The 19149-nt window shown below is 61.1% G+C and carries 4 protein-coding genes and 1 pseudogene; 2 read left to right on the top strand and 3 right to left on the bottom strand.

From position 1 onward, the window contains the following. Nucleotides 1–10: 10 nt before the first annotated feature. A complete protein-coding gene (locus NFG57_RS09730) occupies nucleotides 11–952 on the top strand; it encodes a nucleoside hydrolase (protein WP_348816086.1) in 942 nt (313 codons plus the stop codon). 143 nt (nucleotides 953–1095) lie between these two features. Here NFG57_RS09730 and NFG57_RS09725 read toward each other — a convergent pair whose 3' ends face one another. Beyond that, nucleotides 1096–1377, bottom strand: a complete 282-nt coding sequence (locus NFG57_RS09725) for an acylphosphatase (protein ID WP_348816172.1) — start codon at nucleotides 1375–1377, stop codon at nucleotides 1096–1098. Nucleotides 1378–1608: 231 nt separating this feature from the next. Further along, nucleotides 1609–2505: pseudogene (locus tag NFG57_RS09720) on the bottom strand (YihY/virulence factor BrkB family protein); the annotation flags it as partial. Between the two features lie 259 nt (nucleotides 2506–2764). Between NFG57_RS09720 and NFG57_RS09715 the strand changes: the two are divergent. Next, nucleotides 2765–3856, top strand: a complete 1092-nt coding sequence (locus NFG57_RS09715; protein ID WP_348816084.1) for a bifunctional nicotinamide-nucleotide adenylyltransferase/Nudix hydroxylase — start codon at nucleotides 2765–2767, stop codon at nucleotides 3854–3856. Between the two features lie 94 nt (nucleotides 3857–3950). Here NFG57_RS09715 and NFG57_RS09710 read toward each other — a convergent pair whose 3' ends face one another. Next, nucleotides 3951–19115 carry an Ig-like domain-containing protein gene (locus NFG57_RS09710; RefSeq protein ID WP_348816082.1) on the bottom strand — a complete coding sequence of 5055 codons (15165 nt, stop codon included), beginning with the start codon at nucleotides 19113–19115 and terminating at the stop codon, nucleotides 3951–3953. Between the last annotated feature and the right edge of the window lie 34 nt (nucleotides 19116–19149).

Raw genomic sequence — 19149 nt, 5'->3', positions numbered from 1 at the left:
AGGAGCTTCCGTGAGCACCCCGATCATCTTCGATACCGACCCGGGCGTCGACGACGCCCAGGCCATCGCCATCGCCCTGCGCCATCCCGACATTGAGCTGCTCGGCATGACCACCACCTTCGGCAACGTCGACATCGAGACGGCGACCCACAATGCCCTGCTGCTCGGCGAGATCGCTGGCCAGCCGGTGCCGGTGGCCCAGGGCTCGGCCTGCCCCATGGTCAAGCCTCGTCATCCGGCACCCAAGCATATCCATGGCGACAACGGCCTGGGCAATATCAGCCTGCCCGAGGTCAACGGACAGGCCGACGCTCGCAGCGCCGCCCAGTTTATCGTCGACACCGTGCGCCAGCGTCCGGGCGAGGTCAGCCTGGTGGCGGTCGGCCCGTTGGGCAACCTTGCCGCAGCGCTGCAGCTGGACCCCGAGATCACCCGCCTGGTCAAGCAGGTGGTCATCATGGGCGGCTCAATTCGCGAAGGCGGCAACGTCACCCCGGTGGCAGAAGCCAACATCTTCAACGATGCCCACGCCGCGCAGCGCGTACTGACCGCCGACTGGCCGCTGACCCTGGTGGGGCTCGACGTGACCCATCGCTGCATCCTGACGCCGGACCACATGGCCCGCATCGAGGCTGGCCAGGGCGAGCTCGGCAAGATTCTGGCCGGCAGCTACGACTTCTATCGCGCCTTCTATCGTGAAGCCCTCGGCATCGACGGCTGCTGCCCCCATGACAGTGTGGCCCTGGCCTGGCTACTGCGCCCGGACCTGTTCGAGACCACCCGCGGCCACCTGGGTGTGGTCACCGAAGGGCCGGCCGAAGGGCAGACCATCCTCGCGCCGGAAGGCAGAGGCTTTATCGCCGACCGCTGGTCGCAGACACCCGTGGTCAACGTCTGCATGAAGGTAGACGGCAAGGCCGTCAGCGACTGGATCGCGGACACCCTGGCCTGAACGACTCAAGCCAGCAAAAGCCCCGGGCGGGCACGACACTGTCCCTCGACATTATCCGTCGTGCCCGCCCGGGGCTCTTCTATCGCTGGACCTTTGAGGTCATGGCGCCAGCGGCGACGACCGCGGGCGCTCTACACCGGGCTCTAGCCCGTCGTGAAATCCCTCGGCGGCTTATCCAGCGTCACCTCACGGGTGGTGACCTGGGTCACTTCGGCCTGCTCGGACCCATATTCAAGCCAGTCGGCGACCCGTTCCACCGCGTCACGAGGTCCACACAGCAACACCTCGACACTGCCGTCCGGCAGATTGCGCGCATACCCCGCAAGCCCCTCTGCCTCGGCTTGCTGCCTGGTGGCAAAGCGATAGCTCACGCCCTGTACTCGCCCTTCCACCAGGGCCTCCAGGCATAGGGTGTCATCGGACATCGTGGCTGCCTCCTGCTGCTCGTCCATTGGTTCCTCTCTGGCGACATCGGCCTCTTGAACCGTATCATCGTCGCTGACCTCGTCATCTTCGTTGGCCTGACGACTCTCCGCCGTGCCGGCAGTCTCCGTTTCACCTGCCTCCAGCTCCGCCTCATGCTGACGCTCGCGAGCCTCCTGCTCGAATTCCCGTTCTTCTTCGGCGCTCAACTGGGCACGCACGCTCTGCTGATCGAGCAGTTCCTGCTTGACCAGTACGGCGCTGTTGCGCGGGATGATGGGCTTGTGCCGGGCGAGTAGATGGACCTTGGTAAAGGCGGCACCAAACAACAGGATCAGCGAGGAGTAGTAGACCCACAGCAACACCACCACCACCGACCCCGCCGCACCGTAGGTCGAGGCAGTCGCGTTGTAGGCCAGATAGAGCGCGATACCGGTACGCCCTATCGAGAACAGCAAGGCCGTGACAACCGCACCGACGATGACGTCGCGCCAGCGCAGCACCACATCGGGCAACACCTTGAAGATGGTGGCAAAGAGCGCGGCGATCACGCCGATCGACACCAGCAGCTCCACCCCTCGTGTCAGCAGGCTGACGTAGGGCAGCACATCATCGGCGGCTTTCAGCGCCGCCCTGACGAACACCCCGAGCCCCACTGACACCAGCAGGATAAAGCCGATCGCCAGCACGATCGTCAGTGACAGCATGCGATTCTTGACGAAGATCCACAGGCTGTTGCTGCTGGGGCGTGCCGCGACGCCCCAGATGGTGTTCAGCGAGAACTGCATCTGGCCGAACACCGTAGTGGCACCAACCGCCAGGGCGGCAAAACCCAGCAGCGTCGGCAACAGCCCGGACTCCTGGATCCGCGACTGGGCGACGGCATGCTCGATGGCGGTGGCCGCTTCGGGGCCCATGGTGCCCTGCAACTGGGCGAAGATTTGCCCCTGTGCCGCCTCCTCGCCCAGCACCACACCGATCACCGTCACCGCGATGATTACCGTCGGCGCCAGCGAAAACAGGGTATAGAACGCCAGCGAGCCGGCGTAGCTGAAGGCGTTGCGCTCCAGCCACAACGCCACCGAGCGACGCAGCACTCCCCACCAGAAGGCGAAAAACTGAATGATCATGGCGTTCCCTCGTCATTATCGTTGCCCTCAGCATACCTAACACCGACGGTATACGCAGGAACATGCGCCAACGCGACGCCCAAGCGCTGCCAGTTCATCACGACCGGATCATCGTGACGGGTTTATCAAGCCTCCTTCATCTAGCCTCACTCATCTAGCCTCATTCACCTATCCCTGGAGCCTGTCTGTTTGCACCGGTCTGTTTGCGCCTGCCAGTCGTCGCCACCATAATGGCGGCGACGTTTTCCAGGAGTCCTCCATGCCCACCGATCTGGTCACCTCTCCGCCGCAGACCGAGTTCGACTGCCTGGTGTTCATCGGACGCTTTCAGCCCCCGCACCTCGGCCATCTGGCGGTGATTCGGGCGGCCCTGAAGCAGGCCAGACAGGTCATCGTGCTGGTAGGCTCCGCCTGGCAGGCGCGCTCACTGCGAAACCCCTGGCGCTTCGACGAACGCCGCCAGATGCTGCGCAGCGCCTTCGACGAAGACGACAACGCTCGCCTCGAAATCGTGCCGCTGCTGGATGCGCTGTACAACGACGATGTCTGGGTACACGACGTCCAGCGCAAGGTACGCGATCTAGCCCATCCCCAGAGCGCACGGTTACCACGTATCGGGCTGATCGGCGCCAGCCGCGGTCAGTCGAGCTACTACCTGTCACTGTTCCCCCAGTGGGAGTCGGTGAGCGTACCGCTGGTCGAAGCGATCTCTGCCAGCCAGATTCGAGAACGGCTATTTCGCTCCGAGGGCTCGGCGGTGGAGTATCTCTCCACCAACGCAAGCCACGATCTTCCACCGGGAGTGGTGGAACATATCCGCCGCTTCATGAGCGGCAAGCCCTACCGCCAGCTCGGTGAAGAACAGCAACTGCTCGACCAGTACCGCTCGGCCTGGGCCCAGGCGCCCTACCCGCCGATCTTCGTCACCGTCTGTGCGGTTGTGGTGCAGTCGGGTCATGTGCTGCTGGTGCGGCGCACCTCGGCACCCGGCAAGGGACTCTATGCCCTGCCCGGGGGCTTTATCAGCGCCCAGGAACGACTGATGGACGCCTGCCTGCGCGAGCTGCGCGAACGCATTCGGCTGAAGGTGCCGGAGCCGGTGCTCAAGGGATCGCTACGCGGTCAACGGCTATTCGACGAGCCGCACCGAAGCTGGCGTGGGCGAACCCTGGCCGAAGCCTTCTACTTTGCCCTGAGACCAGATCAGAACCTGCCGAGGCTGAAGCCCGTCAAGGGGGGCGACCATGCGCGCTGGGTGCCCCTGGCGGAACTCGAGCCGGAAAGCCTGTTCGAGGATCACTTCTTCATCATCCAGAACTTTCTCGGGCTGCCTGCCGATCGACGCTCCTGAGGCACGCGGCAAGATCCAACGGCGGTAACGACATGGCGGACAAGGGAAGCCCCCTGTCCGCCAAGTTTCCTGCTTGTGACGGCCTGGCTAACCGTCAATCGTGCTCGGTCAGCAGCGCCAGCGCCTCCAGCAGATTCGGGTCCAGGTCATTCGACCGGTGATGGGCCCGACTGAGCTGCTCGCTGAAGCCTGGCGCGGCCATAGGGAACGATGGCTCACCTTCACTCACCTCCAGCCGCACCTTGTCCAGGTCCAGCACCAGGCGATAGTGATGTGCTTCCCCTTCACTGCCTCGGCTATCGATATCCAGCGTCACCTTTTCCAGCGCCGCCGACCGTTCGATCAGCAACTGACCGATCGAGGGACGCTGGATCCAGTCCGGCAAGGCTCGGCCCCCGGGTAATGACACCTTGATGTCGCGTTGCCCTTCCGGCAGCGTGAGCCACGCCCGCTCGTTCTCGACCAGAGCCTCCAGCGTCGCTCGGCCATCGCTGCTTGCCCACGACGTCGCTCGCACCTCACCGGGATGAGCCAGCGACCTGGCTTCCTGCAGCATCGAGGAGTTCCAGGCGCTGGATTCTCTCGGCTTATCCTTGTTTACCACCTCCATTTCAGCGTCGGTCAGCGCCGAGATGCCGTGTACCGCCGCTCTTACTGCCCCATCGGCAGACAGGTCGGCAAGGCCACCAAGGCCTCCGTACTGATTGACCACCTCATCGACCATGCCATCGGCATGCATCAAGGGCCCTTCAGCATCCGACTCGACATCCTGCGCCGGGACTTCGGGCGCACGGTCACCGATATACAAGCTATCGAGGGGCTCCACCGTCACCGAGACGGTCACGTAGGTTACACCGCCCTGCCCGTCCGACACCGCGACGACAAAGCTGTCGCTGCCGGAGAAGCCTGCTTCCGGCACATAGACGAAGGATCCATCCGGGTTCAGGGTAAGCTGACCGTGTCGAGGACCGTCATCCAGCGCGAAGGTGAGATCATCCCCTTCAACGTCCGATGCCACCACCTGACCAGCGGCGGCTTCACCGCTGCCGGTGACGATAGGATCGGCACTGGCCACAGGGACGTCATTGACCGGCTCAACCGAGACGGTGACTACCACGGTAGTGGTGGCACCGCTGGCGTCGGTCACGGTCACGATGAAGCTGATATCGCCACTGACGTCGGGATCGGGCACAAAGGTGAAGGTGCCATCCTCATTGAGCGTGACGGTGCCGCCGTCCGGTTGATGGTCGAGACGGAAGGTCAGGTCGTCATTATCCACGTCGGTGGCGACGACGCGCCCCTCGACCGGGGTATCCTCGGTGGTGACGATGGGATCTACGCTGGCGACAGGGGCGTCATTGGCGCCGAGAACGCTGATCGTCAGCGTCGCGGTGGAAACACTGCCATCGCTGTCGGTGATGGTGTAGCTGAAAGTCTCGGTGAGCGTCTGCCCCGGTTTGAGCGCGTCCACCACCGGGTTGCTGTTGTCCAGCGTATAGGAATAGCTGCCGTCCGCGTTCAGCACCAGGCTACCGTAACGGCCCTCCACCGGCTCGCCAACGCCGCCCTCGGGCGATGACTGACCTGACCCGACCGCCGTGACCCCGCCATCCACCGCAACGCCATCGACACCATAGTGGTCATTGAGGAGGACATTACCGCTGCAGTCGCTTCCCGGCTCTGAGCCTTCCTCGCTCACCTCACCGCGGTCATTGCCGGTGCCAGGACCATCGTCGATGATGGCGATGGCCAGGGTGCCAATGTTGTCGGTGGTCTCTCCCTCCACGTCGGTGACGCCGATGGCGAAGCTGTCGTTGACCGCGCCGCCGGAGTGATCAGCCCTCGAGGCCAGATGGTAGGTATAGCTCACCTCTCCGGTGGCGGGGTCGTAGTAGCGCAGCACCAGGGTGCCGTGATCGCCGGTCACCTCGATGGGATGGCTACCACAGTCCTTGAGCTGATCCAGGCTGATGGTGCTTCCCCCCAGGGTCAGGCTGGACAGACTGTCGGCTGGTCCGAGGGTAAAGGTGCCACTGTGGCTCAGGCCCAAGCCCTCGTGGCTGCCTCCTGTCAGACCGGCCTCGTCAACCGACCCATCGGTGGTGGCGTCGCCTGCTGAATCGCCCCCTCCTGGCTCACCGCCTCCATCCCCCAGCCCACCGACAGTCACCTTGTCGTCCACCGCCGTGACCGAAATGCTCAGGCTCGCGTCGGAGGTCGCGCCCCCATCGTCACTGACGGTGTAGGTGACCAGTGGCACTTCGCCGTTGTAGTTCAGCGCCGGCACGAAACGGTAGCTGCCATTGGCGCTGATGGTCAGCTCGCCGACGCCTTCGATGACGGCGGTCTGCCCTGCCAGGAAGGTTCCCTCGATACCATCGACACTGAAGCCCGTAACACGGAGGCTATCGCCCTCGATATCGCTATCGTTGGCCAGCAGGCCGTCTTCGGCGGCGACCGTCAGAGGCGTGTCCTCGGCGATCGTGGCCTGGTCGTTCTTGGCGGACGGCGCGTCATTGACCGGGGTCACCGAGACCTCGACCTCCACCGTGACGGTGGCACCGGAAGGGTCGGTCACGGTGACGGTGAAGCTGGTGTCGCCGTTGAAGTTGGCATCCGGGGTAAAGGTAAAGTTACCTTCCTCATCGAGGCTAACGGTGCCACCCTCAGGCTGCGCATCCAGACTGAAGGTGAGCTCATCGTCATCGACGTCGGTGGCGATGATCTTGCCATCCACCGGAGTATCCTCGCTGGCGGTCACCTTTTCCGCAGAAGCCTCCGGCGCGTCGTTGGCTCCACGAATGGTGATCGTCAAGGTGGCGGTGGCGAGATCGCCGTCGGCGTCGCGAATCTGATAGCTGAACGTGTCGGTCCGCGTGTCACCGACCTGGAGCCCGTCCACCTCGCCATTGGTGTTGTCCAACGTATAGCTATAGCTGCCATCGGCGTTGAGGATCAGGCTGCCGTACCTCCCTTCCAGCGGGACGCCGGTGGCCCCATCGAAACTTCCGCCTTCCACACCTACCCCGACCACCGCCCCATTGGCATCCGCACCATCGGCACCTGGGCGATCATTGGCCCAGACGCTGCCTGCGCCGGCAGCGCCGTCCTCGACGACGGTACCGCTGTCATCGGTCGCACTCGGACTATCATCGTCGATGTCGATCACCAGCGTCCCGGCGTCGGCGGTGACCTCACCCTCGACGTCGGTCACGCTGATCATGAAGTCGTCGCTGACCGGCTCGTTGGCGTGATCTGCGTTTGAGGTCAGCAGATAGCGGTAGCTGACCGTACCGGTGGCGCGATCGTAGCCTTCGATGGTCAAGGTGCCGTAGCGGCCCCCGATCGCGATGGGTGACGACGCGCTGGCCTCGAGCTCGGCAAGGCTGATGCTGCGACTGCCCAGGGTAAAGCTCGCCAGGCTGTCCGCCGGCCCCAGGGTAAAGTTGCCACTATGGATCAGCCCGCTACCTTCATCGCTGCCCCCGGCCAGGCCGGCCTCGCTGACGGAGCCGTCACTGACGTGGTTGCCGTCGCTGCCATCGTTACCGTCGCCCAGGCCGCCCAGGTTGACCTGGTCGTCCACCGGCGTGACCGTGATGTCCAGGGTGGCGTTGCTGGTCCCACCCTCGCCATCGCTGACGGTGTAGGTGATCGTTGGCACCTTGCCGTGGTAGTTGAGTGCCGGTTCGAATCGCCAGGCACCATCGGCCTCCACCGTCAGCTTGCCGACACCATCGATGGTGACGGTCTCACCGACATCGATGCTCTCGCTCATGCCGTCAACGCGAACGTCCACGACCACCAGGCTGTCGTGATCGGTCTCGATGTCACTGTCGTTGTCGAGCAGCCCCGGCAGACTGTCGTCGCTCGACGAGTCAAGCGGCGTGTCCTCGGGGGTACTGGCGGTCTCGCCGGTCACCTTCGGCGCATCATTGACCGCTTCCACCTTGACCGTGACCTCGACAGTGGTGGTACCGCCATTGCCATCGGAAACCGTGACCTTGAAGGTGATATCGCCATTGACGTTGTCGTCGGGGGTGAAGGTGAAAGTGCCATCGTCGTTGAGCGTGACCTTGCCCCCGTCGGGCTGCGCGACCAGATCGAAGCTGAGGTCATCTCCTTCAACGTCACTGGCCTCGATGGTACCGCTGACTGGGGTATCCTCCTGGGTCGTCAATGCATCGACGCTGGCCGTCGGCGCGTCGTTGGCCCCTTCGATGGTGATGGTCAGAGTTGCGGTGGACGTGCTGCCGTCGGCGTCGGTGATCTGATAGCTGAAGATCTCGGTCAGCGAACCACCCGATTTGAGGCTATCGACCTCCGTATTGGTGTTGTCCAGGGTGTAGGTATAGCTGCCGTCGGCGGCCAGGGTCAGACTGCCGTATTTGCCGACAACCTCGCTACCGACACCGTCTGAGCTGACGCTGGAGCCCGGGCCCGTCGCCGTCACCGTGACGTCTCCATCGGCGCCCTCGCGGTCATTGGTCAATACACTACCGGTGCCGGCATCGCCGTCCTCGGCGACGCTGACCTTGTCCTTGGCGGCGATGGGAGCATCGTCGAGAATCTCGATCATCAAGGCCTTGGGGCAATCCCGGGTCGAATTTTCAAGTTGGTCTGTCATGACCACGTCGACGCTATCGAACACTTGCTCTCCACCATGCTCAGCCGCTTCTGTCAGCACGAACCGATAGAGCACGGTGTTTTCCCGCACGTCGGTGCCGTCGCCTTGCTGGTAGCCGATAATCTCGAAATAGCCGTGATCGGTCTCGATGCGTACCGACGGATTGTCGGCGGACAACGCCGCCAACTCGCTCGGGGTGAAACTCGTGTCGCCGATGGTCAGGGTTTTGAGCTGCTGCGTCACCCGGTCCACCACCGAGAATGATCCCTCGTAGATCACCTCACCCGAGTCTCCAGGGTCTGTGCCGGTGGCGCCATCCGTGTTGAGTTGAGCTTCGTCTACCTCGCCCCCTTCCGTGCCAACCACCGCCGTCGTGCCGTAGATGCGGATGGTCAGGGTGGCGGTGGCCGTATCTCCGTCAGGATCGGTGATCTGGTAGGTAAAGGTGTCTGAAACGTGTCGCCCGGCAGCCAGCCACTTGACCGTGTCCGAGTCGAAATCGGGTACATAGCGGTAGCTGCCGTCGGCGTTCAAGACAAGAGTGCCGTATTCGCCCTGAAGCCCCTGTCCGATATGGGACGCCGACGGCCCGTCTGATCCTGCCCCCACTGCACTGACCGTGCCACCGTCACCGCCCAGGAAATCGGCGTCACCGTCCATGGCATCGGGATCGTCGCCTCCGTCGCCGGTCAAGACGTTTCCATCGGCGATACTGCTGGGTTGATTCGGCTTGTTGATCGTGTCATCGACGTCGTTCACGGCCTTCGGTGCATCATCGAGTATGGCAATCGACAGGGTACCGGCATCCGCAGTGACGTCACCGTCGACGTCGGTGACGGCGATCGCAAAATCGTCACTGACAGGGCCCTGGCTATGGTCGGCGTGTGCCTTGAGGGTATAGATATAGCTGACCGTGCCACTGGCCCTGTCGTAGCCATTGATCAAAAGCTCGCCGTGGCCACCCTGGATCCTGATCGGCGTACCGGCACTGTTGACCAGCTGGTCAAGCGTCAAGGTGGTTCCGCCAAGCTTGATACTGGCGAGGCTGTCCGCCGGTCCCAGGGTGAAGCTGCCGGTATGGGAGACGCCACTACCCAGGGTACCGGTCCCCCCCGCCAGGCCGGACTCGCTGACCTGTCCATCGTTGGCACCATCACCGTCACCACTACCATCGCCCAGGCCACCGACGGTGACCTTGTCGTCGATCGCCTCGACGGTGAGCTGGAGCGTTCCGGTGGTAGTTCCGCCGGCACCATCGCTGACGCTGTAGCTGATCTTGGGCACGTCACCGTGGTAGTTCAGCGCCGGCTCGAAGCGGTAGGCCCCATCGGCGTTCAAGGTGAATTTGCCGACGCCCTCGATGGCGACCGTCTCGCCCGGCTCGAAGGTTCCCGTCACGCCCTCGATGGTAAAGCCGCTGACGCTGAGACTGTCACCATCCACATCGCTGTCGTTGGCCAGTACCCCACTGTCCTTGTTCACCACAAGGGGGGTGTCTTCACTCGTGCTGTTGGTGTCCGGGGTGGCCACAGGAGTATCGTTGACCGGCGTCACCGTCACCGTAACTTCCACCGTGGTGGTACCGCCGTGACCGTCGTCTACCGTAACGCTGAAGCTGACGTCACCGTTGACGTTGGCGTCGGGGGTAAAGGTGAAGCTGCCGTTTTCATTGAGCGTGACCGTGCCCCCGTCCGGCTGGGCCACCAGATCGAAGGACAGCGAATCCCCATCCACGTCGCTGGCCGTGATCTGGCCGTCGACCGGCGTGTCTTCAGGCGTGGATATCGCATCCACGCTGGCCACAGGGGCATCGTTCGCGCCCATGATGGTGATGGTCAGGGTCGCTGTACTGGTATCACCATCGGCATCGATGATCTGATAGGTAAAGACCTCGGTCAGGTGCGCCCCCACCGCCAGCTCGTTGACCTCGGAGTTCCCGCTGTCGAGCTTGTAGAGGTAGTTGCCGTTGGCATCGAGGATAAGGCTACCGTAACTACCGGCGACGCTGCTGCCGACACCGCCGCTCGGCGATTCCTTGCCGCTGCCCACCGCGTTGACCAGCCCCTTGCTGGGGGCACCATCGGCTCCTGCCAGGTCGTTGCCGATGACCGAGCCGCTGATGTTGCCACCGTCCTCCACGGCCTGACCGGTATCGGCCTTGGCCACCGGTGCATCGTCGATGACGGCGATGGTCAGAGTGCCCGCATTGGCGGTGACATCTCCTTCGACGTCGGTCACCCCAATGACGAAGCTTTCGTGGACCGCACCATCGCCATGGCTGGCATTGGTGGTCAGCGTGAAGGTGTAGCTGACGATACCGGTCTTCTGGTCGTAGCCGGTAATGGTCAGCAGACCATGGGTGCCGTTGATCTTGATCGGGGTGGTGGCGCTGGCCTCCAGCTGCGCCCGAGTAATCGATGTAGTGCCGATGGACAGGCTTGCCAGACTATCGGCGGGCCCCAGCGTGAAGCTGCCGCTGTGGGATATCCCGCCGCCCGCCACATCCGAGCCACCGGTCAGGCCCGACTCCTTGACAGAGCCGTCGGTCATGGCGTTGCCGTCACTGCCATCGTTGCCATCGCCAAGCCCGCCCAGGCTGACCTCATCATCCACCGGCTTTACCTTGATGACCAGTACGCCACTGGTGGTCCCGCCGTTTCCATCACTGACGCTGTAGGTGACCTTCGGCACGCTGCCGTTATAGTTGGTCGCCGGCACGAAGGTATAGGAGCCGTCGGCGTTCAGGGTCAGGGTCCCCACCCCGGCAATGGTGGCGGTTTCGCCCGCCTTGAAGCTGCCCGTCATGCCCTCGACACTGAAGCCGCTGACGCTCAGGCTATCGCCTTCCACATCAGCATCGTTGGCCAGTACGCCCTTGTCCTCGGCGACCTCGAGCGTCGTGTCTTCGTTGGTCTCGGCCTTGTCATCCACTACCGTCGGGGCGTCATTGACCGGCGTCACCGTGACGCTGACCTCGACGGTGACGGTGCCTCCGTTGCCGTCGGAGACGGTTACGCTGAAGGTAATGTCACCATTGACGTTGGCGTCGGGAGTGAAGGTGAAACTGCCATCCTCACTCAGGCTGACGGTACCGCCTTCCGGCTGGGCGACCAGATCAAAGGACAGGTTATCGCCATCCACGTCCTCGGCCACGATGCTGCCGTCCACCGGCGTATCTTCCGATGTGGTCAAGGCGTCGACCGACGCGGTCGGTGCATCGTTGGCCCCCTTGATGGTGATGGTCAGGGTGGCGGTGCTGGTATCGCCGTCGGCGTCGATGATCTGGTAGCTGTAGGTTTCGGTCAGGGTCTCGCCCTGCTGCAGGGCATTGACCATGGCGTTGGTGTTGTCCAGCGCATAGACATAGCTGCCATCGGCGTTGAGCGTCAGGGTGCCGAAGCTGCCCACAAGGGCGCTGCCGACGCTTCCCCCATCGGTGGATTCGGCAACACCCACCTTTGACACCTTGCTGCCATCGGCGCCCTGCCGGTCGTTGCTCAGAACGTTGCCTGTGGAGGCGGCGTCGTCCTCGGTCACCGAACCGGTATCGGCGGTGGCCGACGGCGCATCATCGGTGATGCGGATCGACAGGGTACCGATACCCTTGGTGATATCTCCCTCGACATCGGTCACATCGATGGCAAAGCTGTCCTTCACCGCACCACTTGAGTGGTCGGCGGCGGAGGTCAGGGTGTAGCGATAGCTCAGCGTCCCGGTCTGGCGATCATAGCCCTTGATCGTCAGGGTCCCGTGGCTGCCGGTCACCTTGATCGGCGTCGTGGCACTGGCCTCGAGCTGGGCCAGCGTTATGGTTGAACCACCCAGGGTAAAGCTCGCCAGGCTGTCCGCCGGACCCAGCGTAAAGGTGCCGTCGTGGGTCAGTCCTGTGCCCTCGGCATCGACCAACCCTGACTCCTTGACCTCTCCGTCGACGCCGTCCCCGCCATCACCGAGCCCGCCCACCGACACGCTATCGTCGACCGAATCGACCGTGATACTGAGGGTGGCGGTGTCGCTGACGTGCCCGTCGCTGAGCACATAGGTCACCTTGGGTACGCTGCCATGATAGTTGAGCGCGGGATCGAAGCGGTAGGAACCATCGGCGTTCAAGGTCAGGGCCCCCACCCCGGCAATGTTGGCGGTTTCCCCTGCCGTGAAAGTGCCCGTCAGCCCCTCGACGCTGAAGCTTGCCACCGACAAGGCATCGCCATCGATATCGCTGTCATTGCTCAGCACGCCCTCGTCCTTGCCAACGATCAAGGGTGTGTCCTCCGCTGTGCTGGCGCTGTCGTCTGACGCGACCGGCACATCATTGACCGCACTGATCTTGACCGTCACCTCCACCTGGGTCTTGCCGCCGTGGCCGTCATCCACCGTGACGCTGAAGGTGATGTCGCCGTTGACGTTGGCGTCCGGCACGAAGGTGAAGGCGCCGGTGTCCTCGTCGAGGGTGACGGTTCCCCCCTCGGGCTGAGCATCAAGGGTAAAGTTCAAGGAGTCACCGTCAGGGTCCTCGCCGACGATGGTGCCCGTGATCTCGGCGTCTTCTGCACACTTGGCGGTGATATCCTCCGCTGTCGGGGCATCGTTGGCGCCCTTGATGGTGATGGTCAGGGTCGACGTGCTGGTATCGCCGTCAGCGTCGGTGATCTGATAGATAAAGGTCTCGGTGAGGGTTTCCCCCTTCTGCAGGCCGTTGACCGCAGCGTTGGCGTTGTCCAGGGTGTAGAGGTACTTGCCACTGGCGTCCATCACCAGGCTACCGTAGTCACCGGCAATGCTGCTGCCCACACCCCCCGAAGGCGCAGCCTCGCCCTTGCCGACCGCGCTGAGTGCACCGCTGTCGGCGGCCCCATCGGCCCCCAGGGTGTCATTGGAAACGACATTGCCCGTCAGCGAACTGCCGCCGCTGGCGTCCTCGTCGACGCTGCCCTGGTCTGCCTTGGCGGTCGATACGTCATCGACCACCAGGATGGCCAGCGTGCCTGCGTTGTAGGTCTCGTCGCCATCGCTGTCGGTGGTGCCGATGGTAAAGCTGTCCAGAACCGGATCCGACCCATGATCGGCGACCGACGACAGGACGTAGCGGTAGGACACGACCCCGGTATCGCTGTCATAGCCGTTAATCGACAGCTCACCGTAGCTACCCGTGATGGTGATCGCGGTGGTGCCACTGGCCTCCAGCTGTGCCCGGGTTATCATCGTGACACCGATGGTCAGGCTGTCGAGGCTCGAGGCAGGCCCCAGGGTAAAGGAGCCCGTGTGCACACTACCACTGCCGCCGGCGGCAGAGCCCCCGGTCAAGGCCGATTCGTTGACGCTGCCATCGCTGCCGTCGCTGCCATCCCCGAGGCCGCCAAGTGACACGCTGTCTTCCACCGAGGCAACCGTAATGGTCAGGGACCCGCTGGAGGTCCCGCCCTTGCCGTCGCTGACGGTGTAGGTGATCTCCGGGACACTGCCGTGGTAGTTGGGCGCCGGAGTAAAGCTGTAGGAGCCATCTGCGTTGAGCGTTAGCGTCCCCTTGCCGGGGATGCTGGCGGTCTCACCCGCGGTGAAGCTGCCGGTGACGCCGGCCACGCTGAAACCGGAGATGACCAGACTATCCCCGTCCACATCGCTGTCATTGGCCAGAAGCCCTTCGCTCTTGTCGACACTCAGCGTCTCGTCTTCCTTGGCATCGCCCTTGTCGTTGGTGACCACGGGATTATCGTTAACGGCGGTCACCGTAATCGTAAGCGTCGAACTGGCGTAGCCTCCGGATCCCTTCAGGGTGTAGCTGATGATCGGCAGTGCACCGAAAAAGTTCGCCACAGGATCGAACCGGTAGGAGCCATCCTTGGCCAGCGTCAGCTTGCCGATGACATTGCCGTCACTGTCCTTGACGGTATTGGCCTGCCCCAGTACCAGGGCGGTATCGGCCACGCCGTCACCGTCGGTATCGATGGCCGCCGAGGCGATTTCGGTGGCCCCCGCCAGGGTATCGTTGGACAACAAGCCCTTATCCTTGGTGACCTCCAGCGCCACGTCCTCATCGGTTTCCGCGGCGTCTTCCACCGCCGTCGGCGGACCGATGCTGTCGCGATAGTCCAGGTCGAAGCCGGGAGGTGAGGCATCGCTGCCGTCTGCTGCGATATCATCGTCGCTGTCAGAGAGCGCAAAGTTGCCGTCAACAAGGTTCTCATCATTGGCATCAAAGCCATCGTTGGCGTCCGATCCCTCGAAGATGTCGAGGAGCCCGTCGCCGTCGGTATCGGTGCTGTCACTGACCGACGTTGCGCCATCGTCGCGCTCGGCGATATCCAGCTTGCCGTCGTCGTCGGAGTCACTGTCGAGGTAGTCTGCCGTGCTGTCGCCATCGGTATCGACCGGCGTCAGCCCCTTGCTGGCCGTAGCGGTGGTATTGCCGGTGTCCTTGTCGTAGGCGTCATCGAGTCCGTCCTTGTCGACATCGGTGCCAGTGGGCTTTATATAATCCTGGGTCGTCTGCGCCTCGACATTGTCGGTGATGCCATCATTGTCACTGTCGATATCCAGGTGATCAAAGACGCCGTCTTTATCACTGTCCCTGTAGGCCGCATGATTGCCGGAACTGGCAAGCCCCAACTCCCTTAGCTGAAGCTTATATCCTTTTATTGAGGGACCAGTTTCATAGGTACTCGTGATAACAACTTCAAACCGGAGAACGCCGCGATACACATGACTAAAGTTATAAATATCGTGCGTACTCGTATTATCACAACTAATATTCGCTAAAACTTCCTCGCCCAGCAGCCCATCCTTCCCATACACCCTGATAGTAGCCGATCTTATCCCATCACCAACAATACCGCGATCATTGGCAATATAAAACTGATCGACCGTCAAACCAGAATTCGACAAGGAATCTACTACAGAGACAGATATCACTATCGGCGGATCAAGCTCCCCTTTCCTGCCTCCTGTATCGATATGTATGTAATCGCTACTCGAATCATCACCGTCGAATACATCCCCGGCTTCACCCACGACGATTTCGCCGCCATCCACCTTGATGGAAGAGTTGTCCCAGTAGTCTGTTCCTATCCAATTTCCCGCGACACCCTCACCCCACTCATTGATATCAAGGATTCCATCATTGTCGTCATCGATGTCCAAGCTATCTGCGATTCCGTCACCATCGGTATCAATCTGGCTATCCCGATAATCCAGGTCGGAACCGGGGGGCGAAGCGTCGCTGCCGTCGGCCGCGACGTCGTTGTCGCTGTCAGAGAGCGCAAAGTTGCCGTCAACAAGGTTGTCATCGTTGGCATCATAGCCATCGTTGGCATTCGTTCCCTCGAAGATATCCAGCAGGCCATCATGATCGGTGTCGGTAGCATCCGTGATGGCCCAGGCGCCATCATCGCGCTCGGCAATATCCGGCATGCCATCGTTGTCGGAGTCGCGATCGAGGTAGTCTGCCGTGCTGTCGCCATCGGTATCGACCGGCGTCAGCCCCTTGCTGGCCGTAGCGGTGGTATTGCCGGTGTCCTTGTCGTAGGCGTCATCGAGTCCGTCCTTGTCGACATCGGTGCCAGAAGGCTTTATGTAACCTTGGGTCGTCTGCGCCTCGACATTGTCGGTGATGCCATCGTTGTCACTGTCGATATCCAGGTGATCGGCGATATTGTCACGGTCGGTGTCCTTCGCCACACCACCGATACCAATCCTGACACATGACCCTACATTGGCAGCCACATTGTAGTCAGGATGCCACCCCATGCTCAGGGTCACCGTTTTTACATCAACGACCCTTACTGACCACGACAGTCCGTACAGGTTCCCCAATCCTCTCATGCTGAATGTGAGCGAGTTGAGATAAACCCCCTGAGCGACATTCAGGACATTGTTGGGATCGTAGACCACGATATAGGCACCGGGGCTCGATACGGTAAGCTGGTCATACCTATCAAACTGTCTGCTACTAGGTACGTTCTTGCTGTCGATGACGAAGTCCACAAAGGTATCTGTTGCAAGACTGACCGTTGCAACATTATCCGCGGAATAGTCAAAGTTTACCGCTCCGGCTTCTTGACCATAGCTGAGGCTACCCTCGGTGGTATTTGAGGTCACCTCTACCTTTGTGCCGTTAAAGTCAAGATCCGGTATCTTGTCGTTGGCGATATCGGTCGTGTCGATTTGTTCTTGTACAGAGGTATCTTTTCCTTCGGTAACATCAATGATGCCGTCGTTATCCTGATCGATATCAACCGTATCGATGATACCATCGCCGTCACGATCCAAGACAGCATTTTCCCGATAGTCAAAATCGACAACAAGTGGTTGTGCTCCGTCGCCATCCGCCGGCAGATCGTCGTCGGAATCAGCCAGCGTAAAACCATTCTCCGTGACATTTTCATCGTTTGCATCATAGCCATCGTTGGCGTTCGTTCCCTCGAAGATATCCAACAGGCCATCATGATCGGTGTCGGTCGCATCCGTAATGGAAGAGGCCCCATCATCACGCTCGGCGATATCCAACTTACCATCGTCGTCGGAGTCACGATCGAGGTAGTCTGCCGTGGTGTCCCTATCGGTATCGACCGGCGTCAGCCCCTTGCTGGCCGTAGCGGAGGTATTGCTGGTGTCCTTGTCGTAGGCGTCATCGAGTCCGTCCTTGTCGACATCGGTGCCAGAAGGTTTTATATAATCCTGGGTCGTCTGCGCCTCGACGTTATCGGTGATGCCATCGTTGTCGCTGTCGATATCCTTGTCATCGCAGATACCATCACCATCGGTATCCTTTGAAATATATTGAAACGCCACCCGGTCCATGGCGTAGTCACCGTTTCCTCCGTCCCCGTCCTGATCAACCACCATCACGATGCCATAGTTGCCGGCCTTGCTCAGATCAAACACACCGCTAAACGTCTTGAAAATACCGCTTCCAGGAAGATCGCCAATAAGGCCGTACGCAAGCGTCTTGACGCGCTTCCCAGCATCAAAATCCCAGATAAATACATTATATCTATCCGAACCACGCGAATACGTTTTTGAGAGATCGAAGCTGTATCGATAGTCACCTGCCGCCAACTCCTTGCCGAACTTGTAGACAAGTGACTCGCTGTGGTCCGCTGCATTTACCAAACTATGATTCCCACCGTTCTCACCAGGGCTAATCTCATCAAAAAGCCCCCCGCTCAGCGATGAGTTTTTTGCACTATTAACCCAACTAGGCTTTGAAGTATTGTTATCAACAAGGTCTGAGCCGCTGAAATACCAACCGGAGGAATCCCCTCCGGAAAATCCGCCATTCTCCACCAGGTTTGGTCGACTAAAGTCATACTCGTTATCGTCGATAATCCCATCATTATCATCATCGATATCGACGCTGTTATCGATGCCATCACCATCCGGGTCGAGACGAGCACTATCGCGATAATCAAAGTCAGCTACGTTCGGCACCGCGTCTGACCCATCCGCGCTGACGTCGTTGTCACTATCGGAAAGGGTAAAGCTCCCGTCCTTGATCAGCTCGTCATTGGCATCAAAGCCATCATTGGCATCCGCGCCCTCGAAGATGTCGAGCAGACCGTCGCCATCGGTATCGGTTTCACTTGTGATGGACCAGGCCCCAGCGTCGCGCTCGGCGATGTCCTGCTTGCCGTCGTCGTCGGAGTCGCTGTCGAGGTAGTCTGTGGTGCTGTCGCCATCGGTATCGACCGGCGCCAGGCCCTTGCTGGCCGTAGCGGAGGTATTGGCGGTGGCAGCATCGTAGGCGTCATCCAGGCCATCCTTGTCCTTGTCGATACCGCTGGGCGCCACATACCCCTTGCTGGACTGGGCCTCGATGTTGTCGGTGATACCATCGTTGTCGCTATCCAGGTCAGCAGAATCAGCGGCTCCGTCTCCGTCACTGTCGATCCTGCCGAAGAATTCGACTTCTGTCACCGCAATCCCTGATCCCCCCCCCACCTGCTCTTTTATATTGAAAAACTGAATGCTTGCCACGCCGTGTATATCTTTCGGTATATCCATATGAAGCGGCCGACCCGCCGCCCCTTCGGGGATAGAGTTAGTGGCAGCATACCGAGTGCTTGAATAAATCAAGTCCCCTGAAGAATTGTAAAACCTTATCTCACCTATCGAGCCAATCGATTGCGAATCATTAAGCACACTTCCCGCATTGTTCCACAGATCGATCCCATAGATACGATCGATGGGTGGATCAAAGTTGAACGTAAAATCGCTGATTTGCTCTGCAGTGGACGAGATAAAGTAAGATTGGCGATCCCCATCTACCAGGCGATCCAGAGGAGCCGAAGAAGCCCCGCCGCTCGTCACGCCGTTGCAGGTTATTTTCTGTGACCCACCTTCCACTGAATCGAGAATACCGTCCCCGTCATCATCGATATCGTCGACATCCAGGACGCCATCTCCATCGATGTCGGAGCCCCCGGCAGCACGCTCCCGCCCGCCCTTCTGGGCTTCCACGTGCTGCAGGGCGCTCATCAATACATCATGGCCTGCATCATGATCCGCGGAGCCCGCATCTGTCGTTGCGACCGCAGCGTCAGCCGCTTGCTTGACGTTATCGACGGTGGCGGTACTGGCAGCATCCAGCAACACCCGGGCTTCGAGTTCGCGAATCAACAAGTCGTCCTTGATCATGTCGGATCTCCCTCTTTGAATTCGGGCTGACCGT

The sequence above is a fragment of the Halomonas sp. H10-59 genome, assembly GCF_040070555.1.
GTDB lineage: Bacteria > Pseudomonadota > Gammaproteobacteria > Pseudomonadales > Halomonadaceae > Halomonas > Halomonas litopenaei.
This window is presented reverse-complemented; position numbering and strand designations above follow the sequence as displayed.